Source organism: Fulvivirga marina, assembly GCF_016775155.1.
GTDB classification, from domain to species: Bacteria; Bacteroidota; Bacteroidia; order Cytophagales; family Cyclobacteriaceae; genus Fulvivirga; species Fulvivirga marina.
The window spans coordinates 119,427-136,343 of the sequence record NZ_JAEUGD010000043.1 but is presented as its reverse complement, the minus strand read 5'-3'; the positions used below and the strand labels follow the sequence as shown (position 1 = coordinate 136,343).

Sequence of the window (16,917 nt, the reverse complement as noted above, 5' to 3'; positions counted from 1 at the left end):
ATTTATGCTAAAGACAAGGATAATATTAATAGCAAGTGCAGCACTGCTGGTGCTGCTTATTTTTAGTCTCCCTAAAGTCGTTGTTGACAACGATTCTGACGGGCTTTCATCTACTCAGGAACCGGCTGAAACTAAACCTCCAGACACTCCTTTGCCGACCAATACACATGATCTGGAGCTATCGGAAAATTCCCAAGAAAACATCAAAATTTTAAAGGAAAAACTTACCGCTAGTAAAAATATTGAAAAAAGTATTATCTTTGCGGACTCTTTAGCAAAGCTGTATCTAAGTGTAAGTAAATATGATAGCGCAGCTAAGTTCGTTGAAATCATTGCTCAAAATATTCCTAATGTGGAAAACTTGCAGCGTGCCGGAGACACCTATTATGAAGCATTTAGCTTTGCAATGGATGCCGGCAAAAGAGCTGAAATGGGAAAAAAGGCAAGGGAGTATTATGAAAAAGTATTGAAGGAGTCGCCAAACAGGCTGGACATCAAAAATAACCTGGCTATGACTTACCTGTCTACATCAAACCCTATGCAGGGTATTATGATGTTGAGAGATATTTTAAAGCAGGATCCAGAAAATGAAAAGGCCCTATTCAATATGGGCGCTTTGTCCATGCAATCTAACCAGTATGACAAAGCCATAGAACGCTACAGTAAATTAGTGGAGTTATACCCGGAAAATACTCAGGCCCGTTTCTTTTTAGGTGTTAGCTATATGGAGACCGGCCAAAAAGACAAAGCCAAAGAGCAATTTATAAAAGTAAAAGAGCTGGATGACGATCCACAAGTACAAGCTACCGTGGATTCTTATCTGGAAGAAATTGAATAAATAAAAAATTGTTTAACTATCCCGACGAGTCGGGAGCAAAAAATTTAAAAGTATGCCTTGCGGTAAAAAAAGAAAAAGACATAAGATCGCTACTCACAAGAGAAAGAAAAGATTGAGAAAAAACAGACATAAGAAGAAGTAATTCTTGATCATGGTCCCGGTTTCCCCGGGACTATGCGTCTATACAACATCTTTTTTAAACTAAATTTTAATCTCAAATTACATACATTTTGAGTAACGAATTAATAATTAATTCAACTCAGAACGGATGTCGTATAGCCCTATTAAAGGATAAAAGTCTTGTTGAGTTCCATCATGACGAAGATGGTAACCAGTTTACAGTTGGAGATATATACCTGGGCACTGTCCGAAAAGTGGTTCAGGGTCTCAACGCAGCGTTTATTGATATAGGTTATGAGAAAGATGCCTTTCTGCATTATCTCGATTTAGGACCTAAGTTCAGTTCGCTTCAGGATTTTACGAAGCGTGCGCTTTCAAAAAAAAATACCTCCAGTAAACTGGAAAAATTTGGCTTAAAGCCAGACATAGATAAACATGGAAAGATAACCAACGTACTTTCCAGGAATCAACAAATACTAGTACAGGTTGTAAAAGAGCCTATATCAACAAAAGGGCCACGATTATCCTGCGAGTTGTCTCTGGCAGGCAGATATTTAGTGCTTGTTCCTTTTTCGAACACAGTAAATGTCTCTAAGAAGATAAGCAGCAGCGACGAGCGAAAGAGACTCGTAAGACTGGTGTCATCAATTAAACCTGAGAATTTCGGCGTAATTATAAGAACAGTAGCTCAGGGTAAAGATGTACGGGAACTGGATTCAGACCTTCGTCATCTTCTCGACATATGGCATCAGGGTGTAAAAACACTTAAAACAGCCAAACCAAGGGAAAAAGTAATCGGAGAGATGAGCAAAGCCTCATCTATTCTAAGAGATGTTCTTAATGAGTCATTTGACAACATCCATATCGATGATAAAGATATATATGATGAAGTAAGGACTTATATTAAGACCATCGCCCCGGATAAGGAAAAGATCGTTAAGCTTTACAACGGAAAAGCCAAGATCTTTGAAAATTTTGGCATTGAAAAGCAAATTAAATCAGCCTTCGGGCAGTCCGTAAGCCTTAAAGGTGGGGGTTATCTGATTATAGAGCATACAGAAGCCCTTCACGTAATCGATGTAAACAGTGGCAACAAGTCTAACCGTGAAGAAGACCAGGAAGCCACCGCTCTGTCGGTTAACATTGAGGCTGCCAAAGAAATAGCACGCCAGCTTAGGTTGCGTGATATGGGCGGAATAATTGTAGTCGACTTCATTGACATGAAGAAGGCCGAAAATAAGAAGATGATCTACAAGGTCATCAAAGAAGAAATGGCAGCAGACAGATCTAAATTCACTGTACTGCCCTTATCTAAATTCGGCCTGATGCAGATTACCCGCCAAAGGGTAAGGCCTGAGATGAACATTACCACTAAGGAAGTTTGTCCTACCTGCCAGGGAACTGGCAAAATCAGCGCTTCTATCCTGGTTTCAGACCTTATAGAAAGGTCGGTAGATTACCTGATGACGAAGCAGAATGATAAGGATATAACTGTAGTGGTACACCCTTTCATATACGCCTACTTCACTAAAGGCACCATGTCGAGAAGGCTGAAGTGGTTTATGAAATATTTCAAATGGGTTAAAATGGTACAGGACTCTTCACTGGCCATTACGGAATACAAGTTCCTCAACAAGTTTGGAGAGGAGATTGATGTTGGAGAGCTATAAAGCATTAAAGACCTCCAAGGTTTTCGAAACCTTGGAGGTCTTTTTGTTTGTTCACGTCTCTGAACAACCCCCAAACTAGTCATCTCATAGCAGCTATTATTCAATCACCGACCGCATCTTCCTTACAACCGTATTCCAACACTTTTACTTGGCTATTTCCATTTCGAACTATTGTCATTTCAAGTTCTCCTACTGGTTTGAAAAGAGAATCCCCTTCATGTATATCCTCATATGCTCTTGTTTTCTCCGCTACAAAAATAGTGCTTTTAATTATGCCTTGCGGGTCATTAACTTCAATGGTTTTATGATTATGATTTCTCTCATCTCTGTATTTGGAAACTATTACCCCATTAAACAACGTACCTCTAGCCTGCTTTTGCTCCCAACACCGGAGTTCATTTGGAGTTCTTAAAGAAAACGGAGCCCTTGTCAATATTTTTCTAGAAAACATGAAATGAAAAACAACCAAGAGCACAAAAATCACTCCTAATACTATTATCCAACTTTTTTTCATAATTTTTAAAGATTACCTCCAAACGTCCATGTTTTCATCCAGCTATAAGTGGCACCTGATACCTCGGAAGAATAACCAGAAAAACCTTCAATATAAAGACTTCCGTAATTGAAAGGAGTATTTGTAATTTGATCTCCACCATGACTAAAGTCAAGGATTCCCGCGCCTATTCCAACCATGTCCATCACCTTCTATTTTATCTAGCGTAAAAGGAGTCTCCGGGTTACTCAGAACAAAATCACCCAAGACGATCCCACGGAACCATCATGCCCCACATGCGCACCAAGAGAGATTCACCCCCAGGCTTCTATCTCTCTAATATTCAATCCTCTGCTATAAAACCACACCGGGCGGACGCCCTAGGTCTATGGATCGCTACGCTAAACCTTAGACCAGACAGAGGAACTCAATATTGGCCCTTCTAACTCAACAAGTTGGAAAACGGGATCAGGGAACCTTCTGTTAAAGAACTTCAGCAGCTTGCAAAGCTCTTTGGTATGACTGTCGATCAGGTTTTGAACTTTGAAGGGGAGATCCCCCAGGAGGTTACTCTTGAAAACAAACCGGGATTTGAACAGCTTAATATGATCAACCAGCTGGACGAGGACGATAAAAATGTTATTCTGAAGATCATTGATACCATGCTCACCAAAAAGAAGTTTAAAGAGTTCTTTCAGAAAAATGTGGCTTCCTTATAACCAAAAAAACCTGCATCTCTGCAAGGCTCTTGTATTTCTCTCCCTTATCTCCTGTGCCCATTCCGATATGAAAAAAGCCCGGGCTATTTACCCAGGCTCCTATATCTCTCTAATATTCAATCCTCTGCAATAAAACTACACCGGGCGGACGCCCTAATCCATTATTGGTCTAAGGATCGCTACGCTAAACCTTAGACCAGATAGGGAAGGCAGGATTAACATTGAGGAATATCAAAGAATAGTCTTATAATGTTTCCTGCTTTAAGTACCCAAAAAAAGAAAAATATAAACATCAACAACAATTTAATCACCCCCCAAACTCTCCTTTCTTTAAATCTATGTCTGAGCTTATTTATACGATCCACTGAATAATAGTAATAATTGAATCCTAATAAAGTCAACCCAAATATTGCAAATCCTATTTTCAAGTTATTATCCTCACTTATAAAGGCATCACAACCTAAAATATATTTGGATGCTATTATATAAATTGGAAGTATTAGGAAGCCTTCAAATACAACTACTCCCATACGAGCCCAATAAGATGAGTTGTATATTCTAAGCCCTAATATTTTCACAAATAAGTAATTAAAAATAATCATCAGAACCCTAAATTTATACTTCCACTAACATTTGAATCTATTGCATTTTTTGTATAGTCTGTAAGACTAGTACCAGTCACATATGAAGTACCCACATCTACGACTCCATAAATAACTCCATAAACAGGAAAAGCTATTTGTAAAGCAGTATTAATCCTCACAAAAGCATCGCCCCAAGTTAATTGCCCATCAGATACTATTGAATACCCATTTGTAAAAACAGCTGTTACTGTTAACGCAGGGGCAGCAACCTTCATTATTGCAGCTCCATTCCTAGCAAATGAACTGCTTACTTTTCCTAAGCGGACAGCATTGTTATTAACAGACTTATAAGAGGAAAAAATATTCTTTTTAAGATGAAACGGAACACTCCCTTTTCCACCGTTTTTAAATGCATCATATGCCGCAGCTTCAAAAGAGGGCTTCAATGCAGCAATCGCCAATTGTGCAGAAGTCAAAAAGTCATCTGTCAACGCAGCATGTAACGTTCTACCTCCTTGAGCAAAATCTAAAGAAGTATAAGTTCCTGCAACAAGTTCTGTTACACTAATAGGTATATCAGTATATGGAACAAACATTTGTCCCTCATCGTCAATATCCACATATTGATCATCGATCAGATATTGTGTAAGAGTTCTTCCTTTACGGGATACACCGGAATGAGCTACAACTGAAGATGTTCCATGTCTAAGGTGATATCCATAACCCGCAGCCATAGCCTCCTGATCACTTTTAAAGTAACTATAACCACCAGAAGGAGTCCAAGTTCCTCCATAAGAAGAATTCATCAACCTACCTGATATATCTCCTACACTAGAACCCCCAGATCCCCTATATCCACTGCTCATATGGTATTTTCCTGACCCAATACCCATCCTTCCTGTAAGGAAAGCCATCGACCCAAAGTTATCCGCCCCACTAAGAATACTGCTACCACCACCATCGCGATCCCCATCCAAAATAACCGGCCTTTCGGTCAGCCCTGTCGGATCATTAAAAGAAACAGGATTATTAAACCCGAACCTGTACGGTGTAAGTGTCGGGGTCATGTGGGCCAGCGCGTCCACACCATTGAAGCGCCCTGTTGCCGGATCATACTGCCTGAACGGCGTGTCGTAAGTGTCCGTAAAGTCGTTGTACTCGGTGGCTGCATTGAACTTGTGGGCGTTTGGAGTCTGGTCCATACGCGTCCAGCTGGTATTTTGCTGTAGCCCGAACGGGTAGTAGTTATTGCTCTGTACTACCTTCCCTTCCGTTAACATTACCTCAAAATCATCAAAATACACTTCGTTTAGTGTATTGCTTTCATTTGTCAGGTAAATATAGATAAATCCTTCGATATCGGAAGTGATATTATCTATTCTTAACTCATGAACTGTATTGGCAGTAGCAGGTATTTGTGTATGCCCATGCTGATGAACTGTAAAGTCTTTGGTAAATAAAATATAGTTGAGGTATGCTGCGGGTTGCAGATCATTTTGTGTTCCCTGTAGTCCTATCCCTCCAAGCACGGGGTCAATAGCCTGCTCTGTAAAGCTATAGATGGTTTGCTCAGTTGTGTTTCCTCCATTCACACCTCCAAAGGCTGCTGCCAAGGCCGTAATAAAGCTATTAAGATCTACAGGGCTGGCATTGCCGCTGCCTCCTCTATGATAGCCTTGTACCTTCATATCTATCCTATCACCGGGGTACACGGGCAGACTAAGCGCTGGCCCGGTCATCTGTACACTGTTCAGCCTAGAAACTTCATCTCCTGAAACGGCATCAGGGTCTACAGCACGAGAGTTATCCATGTTGGTGAATATCTCCCCTTCATTATGAGCCTCCTCAGTCTCCATGGTCGCTTTGAAGTTGTGTACTTTTTCCTCTGTGGTAAATACCGTACGTACATTTCCCAGATGATCCGACAGGTAATATTGGTACTCCCAGCTTCCATCCAACTTATTGGGCAATATACGGCCCTGCTGGTGATGGATGTATTGCAGGGTATCATTATCATAAGTAAAGGCACCTATGTAATCGGTTCTCTTCACCAAATTACCTGAAGGGTCATATACCTGTTTGTACAGTTTGGTACCAGCAGCATCGTAAACAAAAGTGACTTTGGAGCCATCCAATTTCACGATCTGCTCCGGCATATTCATCAGGTTATAGCTGACAAGGGCGATCTCTTTGTTGTTGTCACTGGTGATGTTGCCGTTGGCATCATAGGTGTAATCGTCACCTGACCTGTCCTTGAAGCCATCCACCGCAGGTTCTGCCATACTGTTATCCGTGATGGAGAGGAGCCTGTTGCTAATTCCTACTGTTACATCATTGTAGTCATAATCCAGGTCATCAATCTTTGTTCTCTGTGTACTGCCACCATATCTCTTCAAACCCAGAATGTTTCCATTCAGGTCATAGTGGATATTTTCTACATCGTAGTACCCCGGCATGGCGGTCCATGTTCCCGCAGTCTCTGCCTTGTAAGTAGCTCCTGTCAGGCGATTTTGATCATCGTATGTGAAGTTATACGCTTGCTCTTTCACATCACCCATCCCCATATTGTAGCTGGTCTTCATGGCACTGACATTACCATTAAAATAGTTGCCATTACCCGTTCCGGCATTATCTTCATAGCTCAGCTCCATGCCCCAGTAATCTTTCTCACTAAGGAGTGGACTGGGGTCATTAGGGTTGTTGTCTGCATTATCTTCCAGCCTGGCATTGTTGATTGACTTGAGCCACCCTCTGATGTTGTAGCTATAATCGACATATTGAGCAAAGTACTGGTCTTGCTCCCCTTTGTGAAGGTTCTTTTCTACCAATTCGCCCAGCTCATTGTAATGATACGCTGCCAGGAGCACTTCACCATAGCCTATGGTGGGTTTGGAGACCCTGCTACCGAGCTGGTATAGGGAGATATCCACCCTGAGATCAACATCATCAATGCCTATCCTGGTATAGATAAGCTCATTGTTGTGGTAAAAACGGAGGTTGAGTCCGTCTCTTTCTATTCTGAATTTATCACCAGCCACATAAGTCCGACTGCTACCAAGCATATTGGCGCTGCTACCAGCCCGCCTTACCTGTACTTCTCCACCATTGGTAAGATAAAAAGCGTTTTCAATGGTATTCCAGTGACTATTCGCACTAGTGGCTGATAATCCAAAGAATAGCGCTCTGTCCGCCCTTTCCACGGTCATTTCAACATAAGCGACACGGCCTGCTGGCAGTACTTTAACAGATTCTGCCCCAGCATCCCAGGAATAGTTGGCCCCATCAGTCTTTACTATTGCATCTCCTGACTCTTCGATATGGTCACTTTTTTGCCATTGGATCTGCTCAGTTACCTCATGCCATGTTTTCAACAATCTTCCGACTCGATCATATTCATACCTCTGAGACAGGTCTATAGCTGAGGATTTTGGCTGGAGATAAGGAAATGACGTTTGTACACCAGCAAAGAAGCCTCCCTGACTATAAATGCTGACGTCAACCATCAGAGATTCGTAAAACCTGGTAGCCGAGGTATACAGTACCTGGCCATTTTTAAGATACCTAATCTCTCCATCCACCCGCTCTATTTTAAATACATCACTACTTTGATATGACCCAAAGCTTCCTTGATCACTTCCCTTTTCCAGGATGCTGATGGTGCCATCTGATTTCAGGTATAGGGCATAATCAATATCATTGTAATGGCTGCCCTGATCTTCGTGCGCCAGGCCAAGAACCTTTGAAATATTGGTTTGACCTGCGGGGAAAGTTACCCACCCGTCAGCTTTACCGTCCAAACGGTTGAATGAGTATGAGCCGCCGATATCCCAGGAATTGCTGGTATGCTGTTTGGTAAGCGTGTCACTTTTAAAAGTATTTCCATGTCGGCTGGCCCAGAGTACTTCATAAGGAGGCTCTGCAGGGGTTGGAATACCAAATGAACACCTGATATACCCTAAAGTAGCAACGGCCTGCTGTAAAGACGCATCTACAACCATCGCTTCTGTGCTGGAATCTGCAAAGGTGTACACCAATATATCGTTATGGTATATCATCACTGCTCCCTGGGCTCTTTCCAGTCTGAGTTTATCTCCAAGCTCAACTGTGCCGACTGTAGCCAGATAAGTACCTTGGCGATAGGCTTTAAGTGCCGTGCCATTCATATAAATGGCAAAGTCAATTTCATTAAAGGATACACCATTATCCCATTCGGAAAAACCAAGAAATTTGTTTCCGAAGGATATTACTGTTGTTTCAACCCATCCGTCTTGTTCAGCTCTCAATTGATTTGCGGAGGCCATTCCTCCTCCCCAGTTTACGCTGGCCGTTGAAGTAAATACCGAACCGGTTTGCTCTACATTGACCATGTTCTTCCAAATAACCGGAACCGGGATCATATGACTGACTTTCGTATGGTTTACCTTCCCGGTAAAATCAAATTGACTGCTCAATCTTTCAATACCTTCTTTATGGTTATTGCTTACCGATTGTATGTTCTGATATTCATCATCGTAATAGTGAATATTATTGATCCATATCTCTGTTCCCAATATCCGGGTTTTGGTTCCGGTGACCAGTCCTTTCACCCGATTAAAATATGATGGATTTTCTTCATCGGGCACATAGGCATACTCAGGCAGAGCAGCATGCTGAAAGCTGTACTCATCATAATAAACTACACTCAGGCATTGTTGTGTATTTTCTACAAAGGGATAGGTATTGTTAGTATAGCCATAAATTGCAGAACCCTCTTCTTCAAATAACTGTGGTGTTTGCTCGTAAAAGTTATCTATATCATCCTGTAACTGATCTCTGGTTAAGGTGCTGTTATAAACCCCTGAATATACCGGTCTGTCAAAAATATCGTACTTTACAAAAAGCCACTGGTTATCGAGTCTTTGGTTACCATCCTGACTCAACACAGGCCTGTTCAGCTCATCATATACCATATAGATCCAGTCCGCTCCCGGGGTTTTGCTACCTACCAGCCGTCCCTGACCATCATACTGGTACTGAAAAGCCATCTTATCGATTTGCTGTGCCGTTGGTTGATAGCTCCCAGAAGTTACCAGGCCTTTAACGAGTTCAGGCTGAAGTACAAATCGCATTCTGCCACGCTCATCATAAACCGCGTAAGTCTGCGCCTGAAGAGCCGCTTCCTGAAGTACGGTATAGCCCTCTGGTGCTGTGTAGCTTTGGGTAGTAACACCATGTTCATCGGTAATACGTTGTACTGTAAGCTGACCTGCGGCATAGGCCGCTGTAGATACTGGTAGGCCGGTGATGTCATCTATTTTCCATACCCTCACATTTTCTGAGCCATCATTGAGTTGCTGGTCATAGGAGGTAGTATGCGTACCTTCAAGCTGCCAGGCTTCTCCCTGTGCTCCGGATTTTTTAACCCGGCCCATCGGGGAGTTTTCCCGCTCAACTTCGGCAAAGGGTTTCAGGGTGTTGGCTATGCCATCATTCGCCTGTTGATAAAAAGCATTCAGCCTGGTCTGCCAGTCTTCCATATACAAACCTGAGCCATCATTATTGGTAAAAGACAGATAACTTTTAGACTCTCTCCCTAAGGCATCGTACTCATGCACCTTCACCATGTCTTTTCCGGAAGGGCTGGCACCTATAGCCATTTGCTGCTCCACACGACCATACTCATCGTAATAGCTGATAGACTGCAACTTATCTTCTGCCGGAAGGCCTATGACATCGCCTTTAGTTTTTGCTCCTGGCACCAACACACGGGTAGAAATGGAGTATGTCCTGTTTTCATCTTCGAGCATATGAGCTACCCTGAACGGGTCTGATTTCAACTCTTTGGTAAAGCCACTTTTCTTTGTCCCTACCGTATAAAAGCCTGCGCCCAAGGCTTTGTAGTTTCGCTGAGTGGCCCCGGAAATAGCGCTACCGTTAAGGTACCACTGGTATTGGTCATGAGCCTCTGTAGTACTGAGCTCTACCCACTCTTGCTGAAAATTAATACCCGCCTGCCCGATAACTGTAATTATTGGAAACTTTTGAACGGTAATCGTAACGGGCACCTTGGCACTGTAGCCTTCTTCAGCGATATATCCCTGTGCATACATTACCGTTGTGCTGCTGATCAGTACAACGATAGACGACTTTGGAGTAGCGTTTATAGGTGTTGCATCAGAGGCATTGTTGTACCAGTAGTAGGTACCGCTTGAGCCAGTAGCCTCAAATTTGGCGTATCCTTTTCCGTACTGCTGCTTGTTGACAGGTACAGGGTCAGCCAATGCCATTGATGCCAAGGCAATGCTTCCGCCAGTCTCATTCTTCTCCGCTTTAGCCCCATGGGAGAAGCCAAAAGCCGCGAGTAAAATCAAAACAAAAGTATATTGAAGTAGTTTATTTATATTCATCATTGGATATTCTCTTTAAGCAGTGGAAGCATTTTAGTTCAGGCAGTCTTTATCTTGACTTATGGTTTGCGTTACAGTAGCACTGAGCCCTGAAATATCCGTAACCGTACAGGTCAGCGATCCTGCTCCGAGAAACTTCTCCACAAAAACTTCATCCGTACTGGTGATGGTACCTGAAGTATTTTCGTTATAGTAGCTGTAGCTCCATGAATAGGTATATGTACCACACCCTCCGGTAATACTAGGGGTCACCGCTATCTGGTCTGAGTTTACCGTACAATAGTTATAGGGATACAAAGGCCCTCCGCTAAGAGACAGGGTCATTTCAGCATTTTCAACATCCACTTTTATATACTTTTTGATTGATACCAGCCCGGTACCGGTTTCATCGATAACCTCGCACTTAACCGTAAAGAAATCTTTGCAGAGCGCCTTCAACTGAACAGAAGTACTGGAACCAATGCCAGAAACTGTGGTTCCCAAATAGTTTTGATTATTGTTGGTATCCACCGTATACCAGTTGAAGTAATACTTCCCGCATCCCCCTGAAGCATCTACGCTAAGGGTAAAATAAGCACCAACTCCAACGGTCATATTATCGCCTCCGCTAAAACTAGCCTGAATAGGAGCTATCTCACTCCCTTCGCACGGTGTAGCAAAGTAAGCGTAGTTATGTTGAGTGGTTTGAATAATGTCCCGGTCATTGTTCCTTACATTGGTGACCTGATTCATTTTGTTATAATCATAGTAAACAGACTGGTCGTTAGTATCTGTTGCTGAGATAACATTGCCTTTCCAGTCGTAGGCCGTGGTGGTTACTCTCGCTCCTTCGGGGTAAACACGTACTTCGTCCAGGGCTTCGCCTTCATTGATAGTAGCAGCAAAAGGTTTTTCTCTGTAGTACCATTGCCCGCTGCTATAATACCAGTAGGTGAGTATGTAATCTTTATTAGGGTCAGGAGTGAATGGTATGGTAAATTGCCCTCCGGAATGGCTTTTCTGACCTGTTTTTGCTTGTGCTTTTGTCCCATCCTCTTCAAACCCGTTGAAGTACACATCAGAAGCATAGGCATTTTCAACGCTGGCTATAGGCAGCTCGTTTTTATAGTCCCAAACGGTCGCTGCTACCTTATGTTTACCCGATGTTTGTATCAGGTTGCCATGAACATCGTACTCAAACGCTGCTCCCAACTTATAATTTTTGTTACTTATTGTGGGTATCTCAGATTCCGGAGTAGCCCCATCAGGCTGATTTTCCCAGTGATAGGTTGCTTTGACAAGGATATTTTCATTGACCATGTCCGGTTGATCGTTAGCCGGGTCATTATCGGCAAAAAAGCCGTAGTCAGAAATGGCTCCTCCGGTCAGAAGTTCTGTAGCTCCTTCTTTTCTATACGTGAGTGCTTCTACGGGGTAGGCCAGCATGTTACGCGAAACCATTTCATCATATACAGGCTCTCCGGTATATTCAAAAGGGTAAGAAATGGTACTATAACCTGATACACCATTGGCCAGCAGGGTGGTGGTTTTGCGTGTAAAGTTTTGGTTATTGTATTCGAAACTGGTGGTTGTGGTTTTGGAGATACCAGCGGTTTCCGAGTAGGTTTCCGTACTCTGGCTCATCCGGGTCCAGGTAGTCGGTATCTGGTAGGCCTGCATACCGGTGATATCTCTGAAAGTAACAGTAGCGGCGGTGCTGTTATTACCTGAAATTGTGGCTGCAGCATTAACTACATTTTTATCTCCGGCGGCATCGATCATGAGCAGGTTAAGCCCGCTTAAAGCCGGCCGGGATTGCTCTTCGTAGGTGCGAGTGACATGTTGCACGACTTGCCAGGTATTATTTTCATATTTATAAACTTTGCTCCCCTTCAGTTTACCTCCGGTAAAGTCAAGGCCTGAAAGGAAAGGAGCAAAGGATTGGTTATAGTACCCTTCTGCCTGAGTGGTTGTTAGTACGGGTTCGGTATATTCATAAGAGGCTTTTCCTTTGCCTGGCGACTCAGTCCATATGCTGGAGTAGGTTACCATGGGCCCTCCTAATACTGTAGTAAAAAGCGGGGTTACATGGTTGTTGGTCACAGGGCCATTAACAATGCTGTAGCTCCCGTCTTTATACCACCGGTCTATGGTATAGTCAAAGTTTTTGAAATTATATAAGGTACCACTGGAGTTGCCCAGATCATCCTCGTAGTGGAAATAAGTTTCGAGTGGCTCGGCTCCCTCTACGGCCACATGCTCAAGTCTGTAGCCTAGCTTCAGTTTTTGCAGGTCTTCACTGGCAATAGTATAATTTGAGAAATCGTGCGGCTCATAGAAGTATTTTATCTTTTTACCTGAATTATACTGCACTTCTGACAACATCCGGTTGCCATCAATGGTAGTATAGGAGACCTTAGTAGCTGATATCAGATTTTCCCGTACCGAGGCATTTTCCGGACTCGGGAGCGGATTGAATGGTCCTGAAGGGTCATTCGTTTGTTCAATAACTTCAGAATGGTAGTGATATACTGAACTGAGGTTACCATCACCAATAGTAAGCGATACATGGCCGGTCTGTTTCCAATCTGCACTATCCTTTACTTCTACTATTACTTTTTCAAGTATTTTGGTAAAACTTCCACCAAAAGGGCTTCCCGCTTCAGTAGTACGAGACTGGAATGTCAACCTGTTACCATACGTACCATTATCCAGTGTAATGCTCTCCAGATACGGAACGAAATGGTAACGCGCCAGGTCTAGCTTTTGATTGGCAATTCTATTAGCAAAACTAGCCTTAAACTCTCCTGGCAGTGTCAGGTCGGAGTAATATCCATTTTCTACTACAATGGCCTGCCCATAGTTAAGAACAACCTCTTCCTTCAAAGGAGAGGTGATTTTAGTCAGGTACCAACTGGTAACTGATAGCTTATTGACCCCGTCTTTGCTGATGTGCTCCATACCATTGGTCCCTCCAAAGGTATACTGATAGCCTTGTGCATCACGGATTATCCACTCACCATTTTCATTGGCAAGGGGTTCTATCTTCAAATGGTTGGATGGGTCTGTTATCAACTCCCCTTGCGGAGTAAAAGCAAAGCTGCCTTTATATCCGGCAAAGTTGAAATAGAAAATGTCAGGCCCCGTATCAGTTGTTCCGCTAATAGCCTGATTAATATAGGTGGAAGATGCCGCAGCAAGGTTGGCAGGAAGGTTGGAGCCAACATATCCGTTGGCATCAAAATCGCTAATACCATTAATAACCCGGGTAATTACTCCAGCTCCCTCCAGCACCCAGTCTTCTCCTACCCATGATTTGGCAGAAGCTTCACGATCCAGAACAGAATGGTATCGCAAAGACAGGGGCAGGCTAATATCTTTTCCGGTTAGGGCATAAACCGGTATGGAAATGTTGGGTACCCCTGTATAACTCCCGGTGGGTATGGCAACTTGCCTTGCCAACGCTATGGCTTCCGAAGACGGCAGTATTGCCTGAGGTGATGCAAGATGATCATTTTGAGCTACACCCGGAAGTATAACTCCCAGTAATAAAAGTGACCCCAGAAGCAAAACAAAACGGTGTGCCCTGTAGCCTCTGACAAGACTAAGTCTGAAAGAATGCATATAAATTCTTTATAATGAGAATAATAAAAAAACAGTGTAGAAATTACTTTCTTGGGGATTCAAAAAAGTAAAACTAAAGCCAAGATTAATGCGTATCCATTAATCGGCCGCAATTTATGGTTTATTTAATTACAGATGAAATTATTTTACTAAATGTTTAAATATTTATTTTTAAACACTGCAAATAGTGAAAATTATATGCACTACGGTAGTTCTAATTGAGTAAATGACAGCAGGCTAACCAAAAAAAACCTGTCAAATTTTTATTAATTTATAGTTATAATATTACATAAATATTAAAGACCTAAAGCCCTTAAGAAGAGTTGATTAATTCAGCAGTTTAATATCCAGCCAAACACATAAATAAAGCCCTCCATGGGTTTTGAACCCTTGGAGGGCTGGGAGGCCTATTGTTTATTCCCCATACTTCAAATACACAACGCCGAGTGGCGGCAGAGTAAGCACAATAGAGTTGTCATGACCATGTGACTGAAAGGGCTCCGAGGTAATGACCCCGATATTTTTTACATGACTTCCGCCATAGGCCTGGTCGTCGCTGTTGAAGATTTCTTTCCACTGCCCTTCTTTTGGCACTCCAACCCGATAATTTTCACGGGGTATTGGGGTAAAGTTGCACATTACCAGGATCAGCTCAGTATCACTTTTGCCTTTACGAACAAATGAGATGACGCTGTTGGCATCATCGTGAATGTCTATCCATTCAAACCCAGCCTCGTCAAAACTGATCTCATAAAGTGATCTCTCCGTTTTATAAAGCTGATTAAGTGCCATCAACTCTTTCTGTACCCCCTGATGGAGGGGATATTCTGTCAGATGCCAGTCCAGGCTCTGGTCATGGCTCCATTCTGAGGTTTGACCAAACTCTCCGCCCATGAATAACAGCTTGGCTCCGGGGTGGGCATACATATAGCCATAAAGCGCTCTGAGGTTAGCAAACCGCTGCCATTCATCTCCAGGCATTTTGTATAACAACGCATTTTTATAATAGACCACTTCATCGTGTGAGAGAGGAAGCATAAAATTCTCAGTAAACATATAATATGCGCTAAAGGTAATTTCATTTTGATGATGCTGACGGTGTATGGGATCTTTTTTGAAATATTCGAGGGTATCATGCATCCAACCCATCATCCATTTCATGCCAAAACCCAACCCACCAACATAAGTGGGCTTCGACACCATCGGCCATGAGGTCGACTCTTCAGCTATGGTCTGCACATCAGGAAACCGGGCATAAACCGCTTCATTAAATTCTTTTAAAAAAGAGATCGCTTCCAGGTTTTCGTTACCTCCATATGGGTTGGGTTCCCATTCGCCATCATTTCTGGAATAATCCAGATAAAGCATTGAAGCCACTGCATCAACTCGCAGGCCATCGGCATGATATACGTCAAGCCAGTACATGGCATTGCTGATCAGAAACGCTCTTACTTCATTGCGCCCGTAATTAAATATATAGCTTTTCCAGTCAGGGTGATAGCCCTTTCTTGGATCTGCATGCTCAAATAGAAATGTACCGTCAAAATAATGCAACCCGTGCTGATCGGATGGAAAATGTGATGGTACCCAGTCCAGAATGACCCCGATACCTTCCTGATGTAGGGAATCTATCAAATAAATAAAATCCTGCGGGCTACCAAAACGGCTGGAAGGAGCAAAATACCCCGTAACCTGATAACCCCAAGACCCAAAAAAAGGATGTTCCATTACGGGCATGAACTCTACATGTGTGAAACCCATTTTCTTAACATAAGCAGGTAATTCTGCCGCCATTTCACGATAACTGAGGGACCTGTTATTATCCTCAGGTACTCGCCGCCAGGAACCAAAGTGCATTTCGTACACGGAAAATGCCTGAGGTTTACCTGTATTTTCTTTCCTCCTCTCCATCCATGCTGTATCTCCCCAGGTAGAGGCAATGTCCCAGACTATTGATGCTGTATTGGGTGGAATTTCCCATTTGAAAGCAAACGGGTCGCCCTTTTCTACTTTATAAGCTCCATGCCTGGATTCAATAAAATATTTGTAAACAGTACCTTCACCAATACCTGGTATAAAAGACTCCCAAATACCAGAACCATCATACCTCACATTCATGGGATGCTTATTTCGTGCCCAGCAATTAAAGTCTCCAATTACCGATACTCTTTCTGCATTGGGTGCCCAGACTGCAAAATAGGTGCCCTTTACTCCTTTATACTCAATAACGTGTGAGCCCAGCTTGGTGTAAAGCTCATAGTGTTTCCCTTCTTTAAACAGGTGAATGTCATAATCTGAAAAAAGCGTAACATGATCTGTTACCGGCACTTCGGCAGTTTCTACACCTTTCTCCATATTAGGTTTCATTTTTTCAGGAGGTGTTTTCACCGTAGCCACTCCACTCCTCTTAAGAGATGCGCGTGTTGCACTTTTCCTTTCCTTTACGGTTACTTTTGCATTTTCTTTTTTAGTCATGGATGTACCTCCTTATAGTTAGTTGTATA

At 42.8% G+C, this 16,917-nt stretch carries 9 protein-coding genes; 3 read left to right on the top strand and 6 right to left on the bottom strand.

Annotated features, from left to right (window positions below):
- The first annotated feature begins 4 nt into the window (after positions 1-4).
- The gene (locus JMN32_RS14265; RefSeq protein ID WP_202857019.1) at positions 5-838 is read left to right on the top strand and encodes a tetratricopeptide repeat protein; all 834 of its coding nucleotides are present in this window, start codon (positions 5-7) and stop codon (positions 836-838) included.
- A gap of 230 nt (positions 839-1,068) precedes the next feature.
- Positions 1,069-2,628, top strand: a complete 1,560-nt coding sequence (locus JMN32_RS14260; RefSeq protein WP_202857018.1) for an Rne/Rng family ribonuclease — start codon at positions 1,069-1,071, stop codon at positions 2,626-2,628.
- A gap of 100 nt (positions 2,629-2,728) precedes the next feature.
- Here JMN32_RS14260 and JMN32_RS14255 read toward each other — a convergent pair whose 3' ends face one another.
- Positions 2,729-3,142, bottom strand: coding sequence for a hypothetical protein (locus JMN32_RS14255; protein ID WP_202857017.1), 414 nt, complete (start codon positions 3,140-3,142; stop codon positions 2,729-2,731).
- Between the two features lie 5 nt (positions 3,143-3,147).
- Positions 3,148-3,327: a hypothetical protein gene (locus JMN32_RS14250; protein ID WP_202857016.1), complete on the bottom strand. Its 180-nt coding sequence runs from the start codon at positions 3,325-3,327 to the stop codon at positions 3,148-3,150.
- A gap of 249 nt (positions 3,328-3,576) precedes the next feature.
- On the opposite strand from JMN32_RS14250, the gene JMN32_RS14245 reads away from it, so the two are divergent.
- The gene (locus tag JMN32_RS14245) at positions 3,577-3,840 is read left to right on the top strand and encodes a helix-turn-helix domain-containing protein (RefSeq protein WP_202857015.1); all 264 of its coding nucleotides are present in this window, start codon (positions 3,577-3,579) and stop codon (positions 3,838-3,840) included.
- Between the two features lie 215 nt (positions 3,841-4,055).
- On the opposite strand, the gene JMN32_RS14240 is transcribed toward JMN32_RS14245, so the two are convergent.
- The 4 genes from JMN32_RS14240 to glgB form a co-directional block, all read right to left on the bottom strand.
- The gene (locus JMN32_RS14240) at positions 4,056-4,418 is read right to left on the bottom strand and encodes a hypothetical protein (RefSeq protein WP_202857014.1); all 363 of its coding nucleotides are present in this window, start codon (positions 4,416-4,418) and stop codon (positions 4,056-4,058) included.
- Between the two features lie 23 nt (positions 4,419-4,441).
- Positions 4,442-10,813, bottom strand: a complete 6,372-nt coding sequence (locus JMN32_RS14235; RefSeq protein ID WP_202857013.1) for a DUF6443 domain-containing protein — start codon at positions 10,811-10,813, stop codon at positions 4,442-4,444.
- Positions 10,814-10,843: 30 nt separating this feature from the next.
- The gene (locus tag JMN32_RS14230; RefSeq protein WP_202857012.1) at positions 10,844-14,413 is read right to left on the bottom strand and encodes an RHS repeat domain-containing protein; all 3,570 of its coding nucleotides are present in this window, start codon (positions 14,411-14,413) and stop codon (positions 10,844-10,846) included.
- Between the two features lie 414 nt (positions 14,414-14,827).
- Positions 14,828-16,888 carry a 1,4-alpha-glucan branching protein GlgB gene (glgB, locus tag JMN32_RS14225; RefSeq protein ID WP_202857011.1) on the bottom strand — a complete coding sequence of 687 codons (2,061 nt, stop codon included), beginning with the start codon at positions 16,886-16,888 and terminating at the stop codon, positions 14,828-14,830.
- Positions 16,889-16,917 lie beyond the last annotated feature (29 nt).

What these genes read in the sequence shown, in the direction of transcription:
- JMN32_RS14265 (WP_202857019.1), top strand. Translation starts at nt 5, where the DNA reads ATGCTAAAGACAAGGATAATATTAATAGCAAGTGCAGCACTGCTGGTG.
- glgB (WP_202857011.1), bottom strand. Translation starts at nt 16,888, where the DNA reads ATGACTAAAAAAGAAAATGCAAAAGTAACCGTAAAGGAAAGGAAAAGT.
- JMN32_RS14230 (WP_202857012.1), bottom strand. Translation starts at nt 14,413, where the DNA reads ATGCATTCTTTCAGACTTAGTCTTGTCAGAGGCTACAGGGCACACCGT.
- JMN32_RS14235 (WP_202857013.1), bottom strand. Translation starts at nt 10,813, where the DNA reads ATGATGAATATAAATAAACTACTTCAATATACTTTTGTTTTGATTTTA.
- JMN32_RS14255 (WP_202857017.1), bottom strand. Translation starts at nt 3,142, where the DNA reads ATGAAAAAAAGTTGGATAATAGTATTAGGAGTGATTTTTGTGCTCTTG.
- JMN32_RS14250 (WP_202857016.1), bottom strand. Translation starts at nt 3,327, where the DNA reads ATGGACATGGTTGGAATAGGCGCGGGAATCCTTGACTTTAGTCATGGT.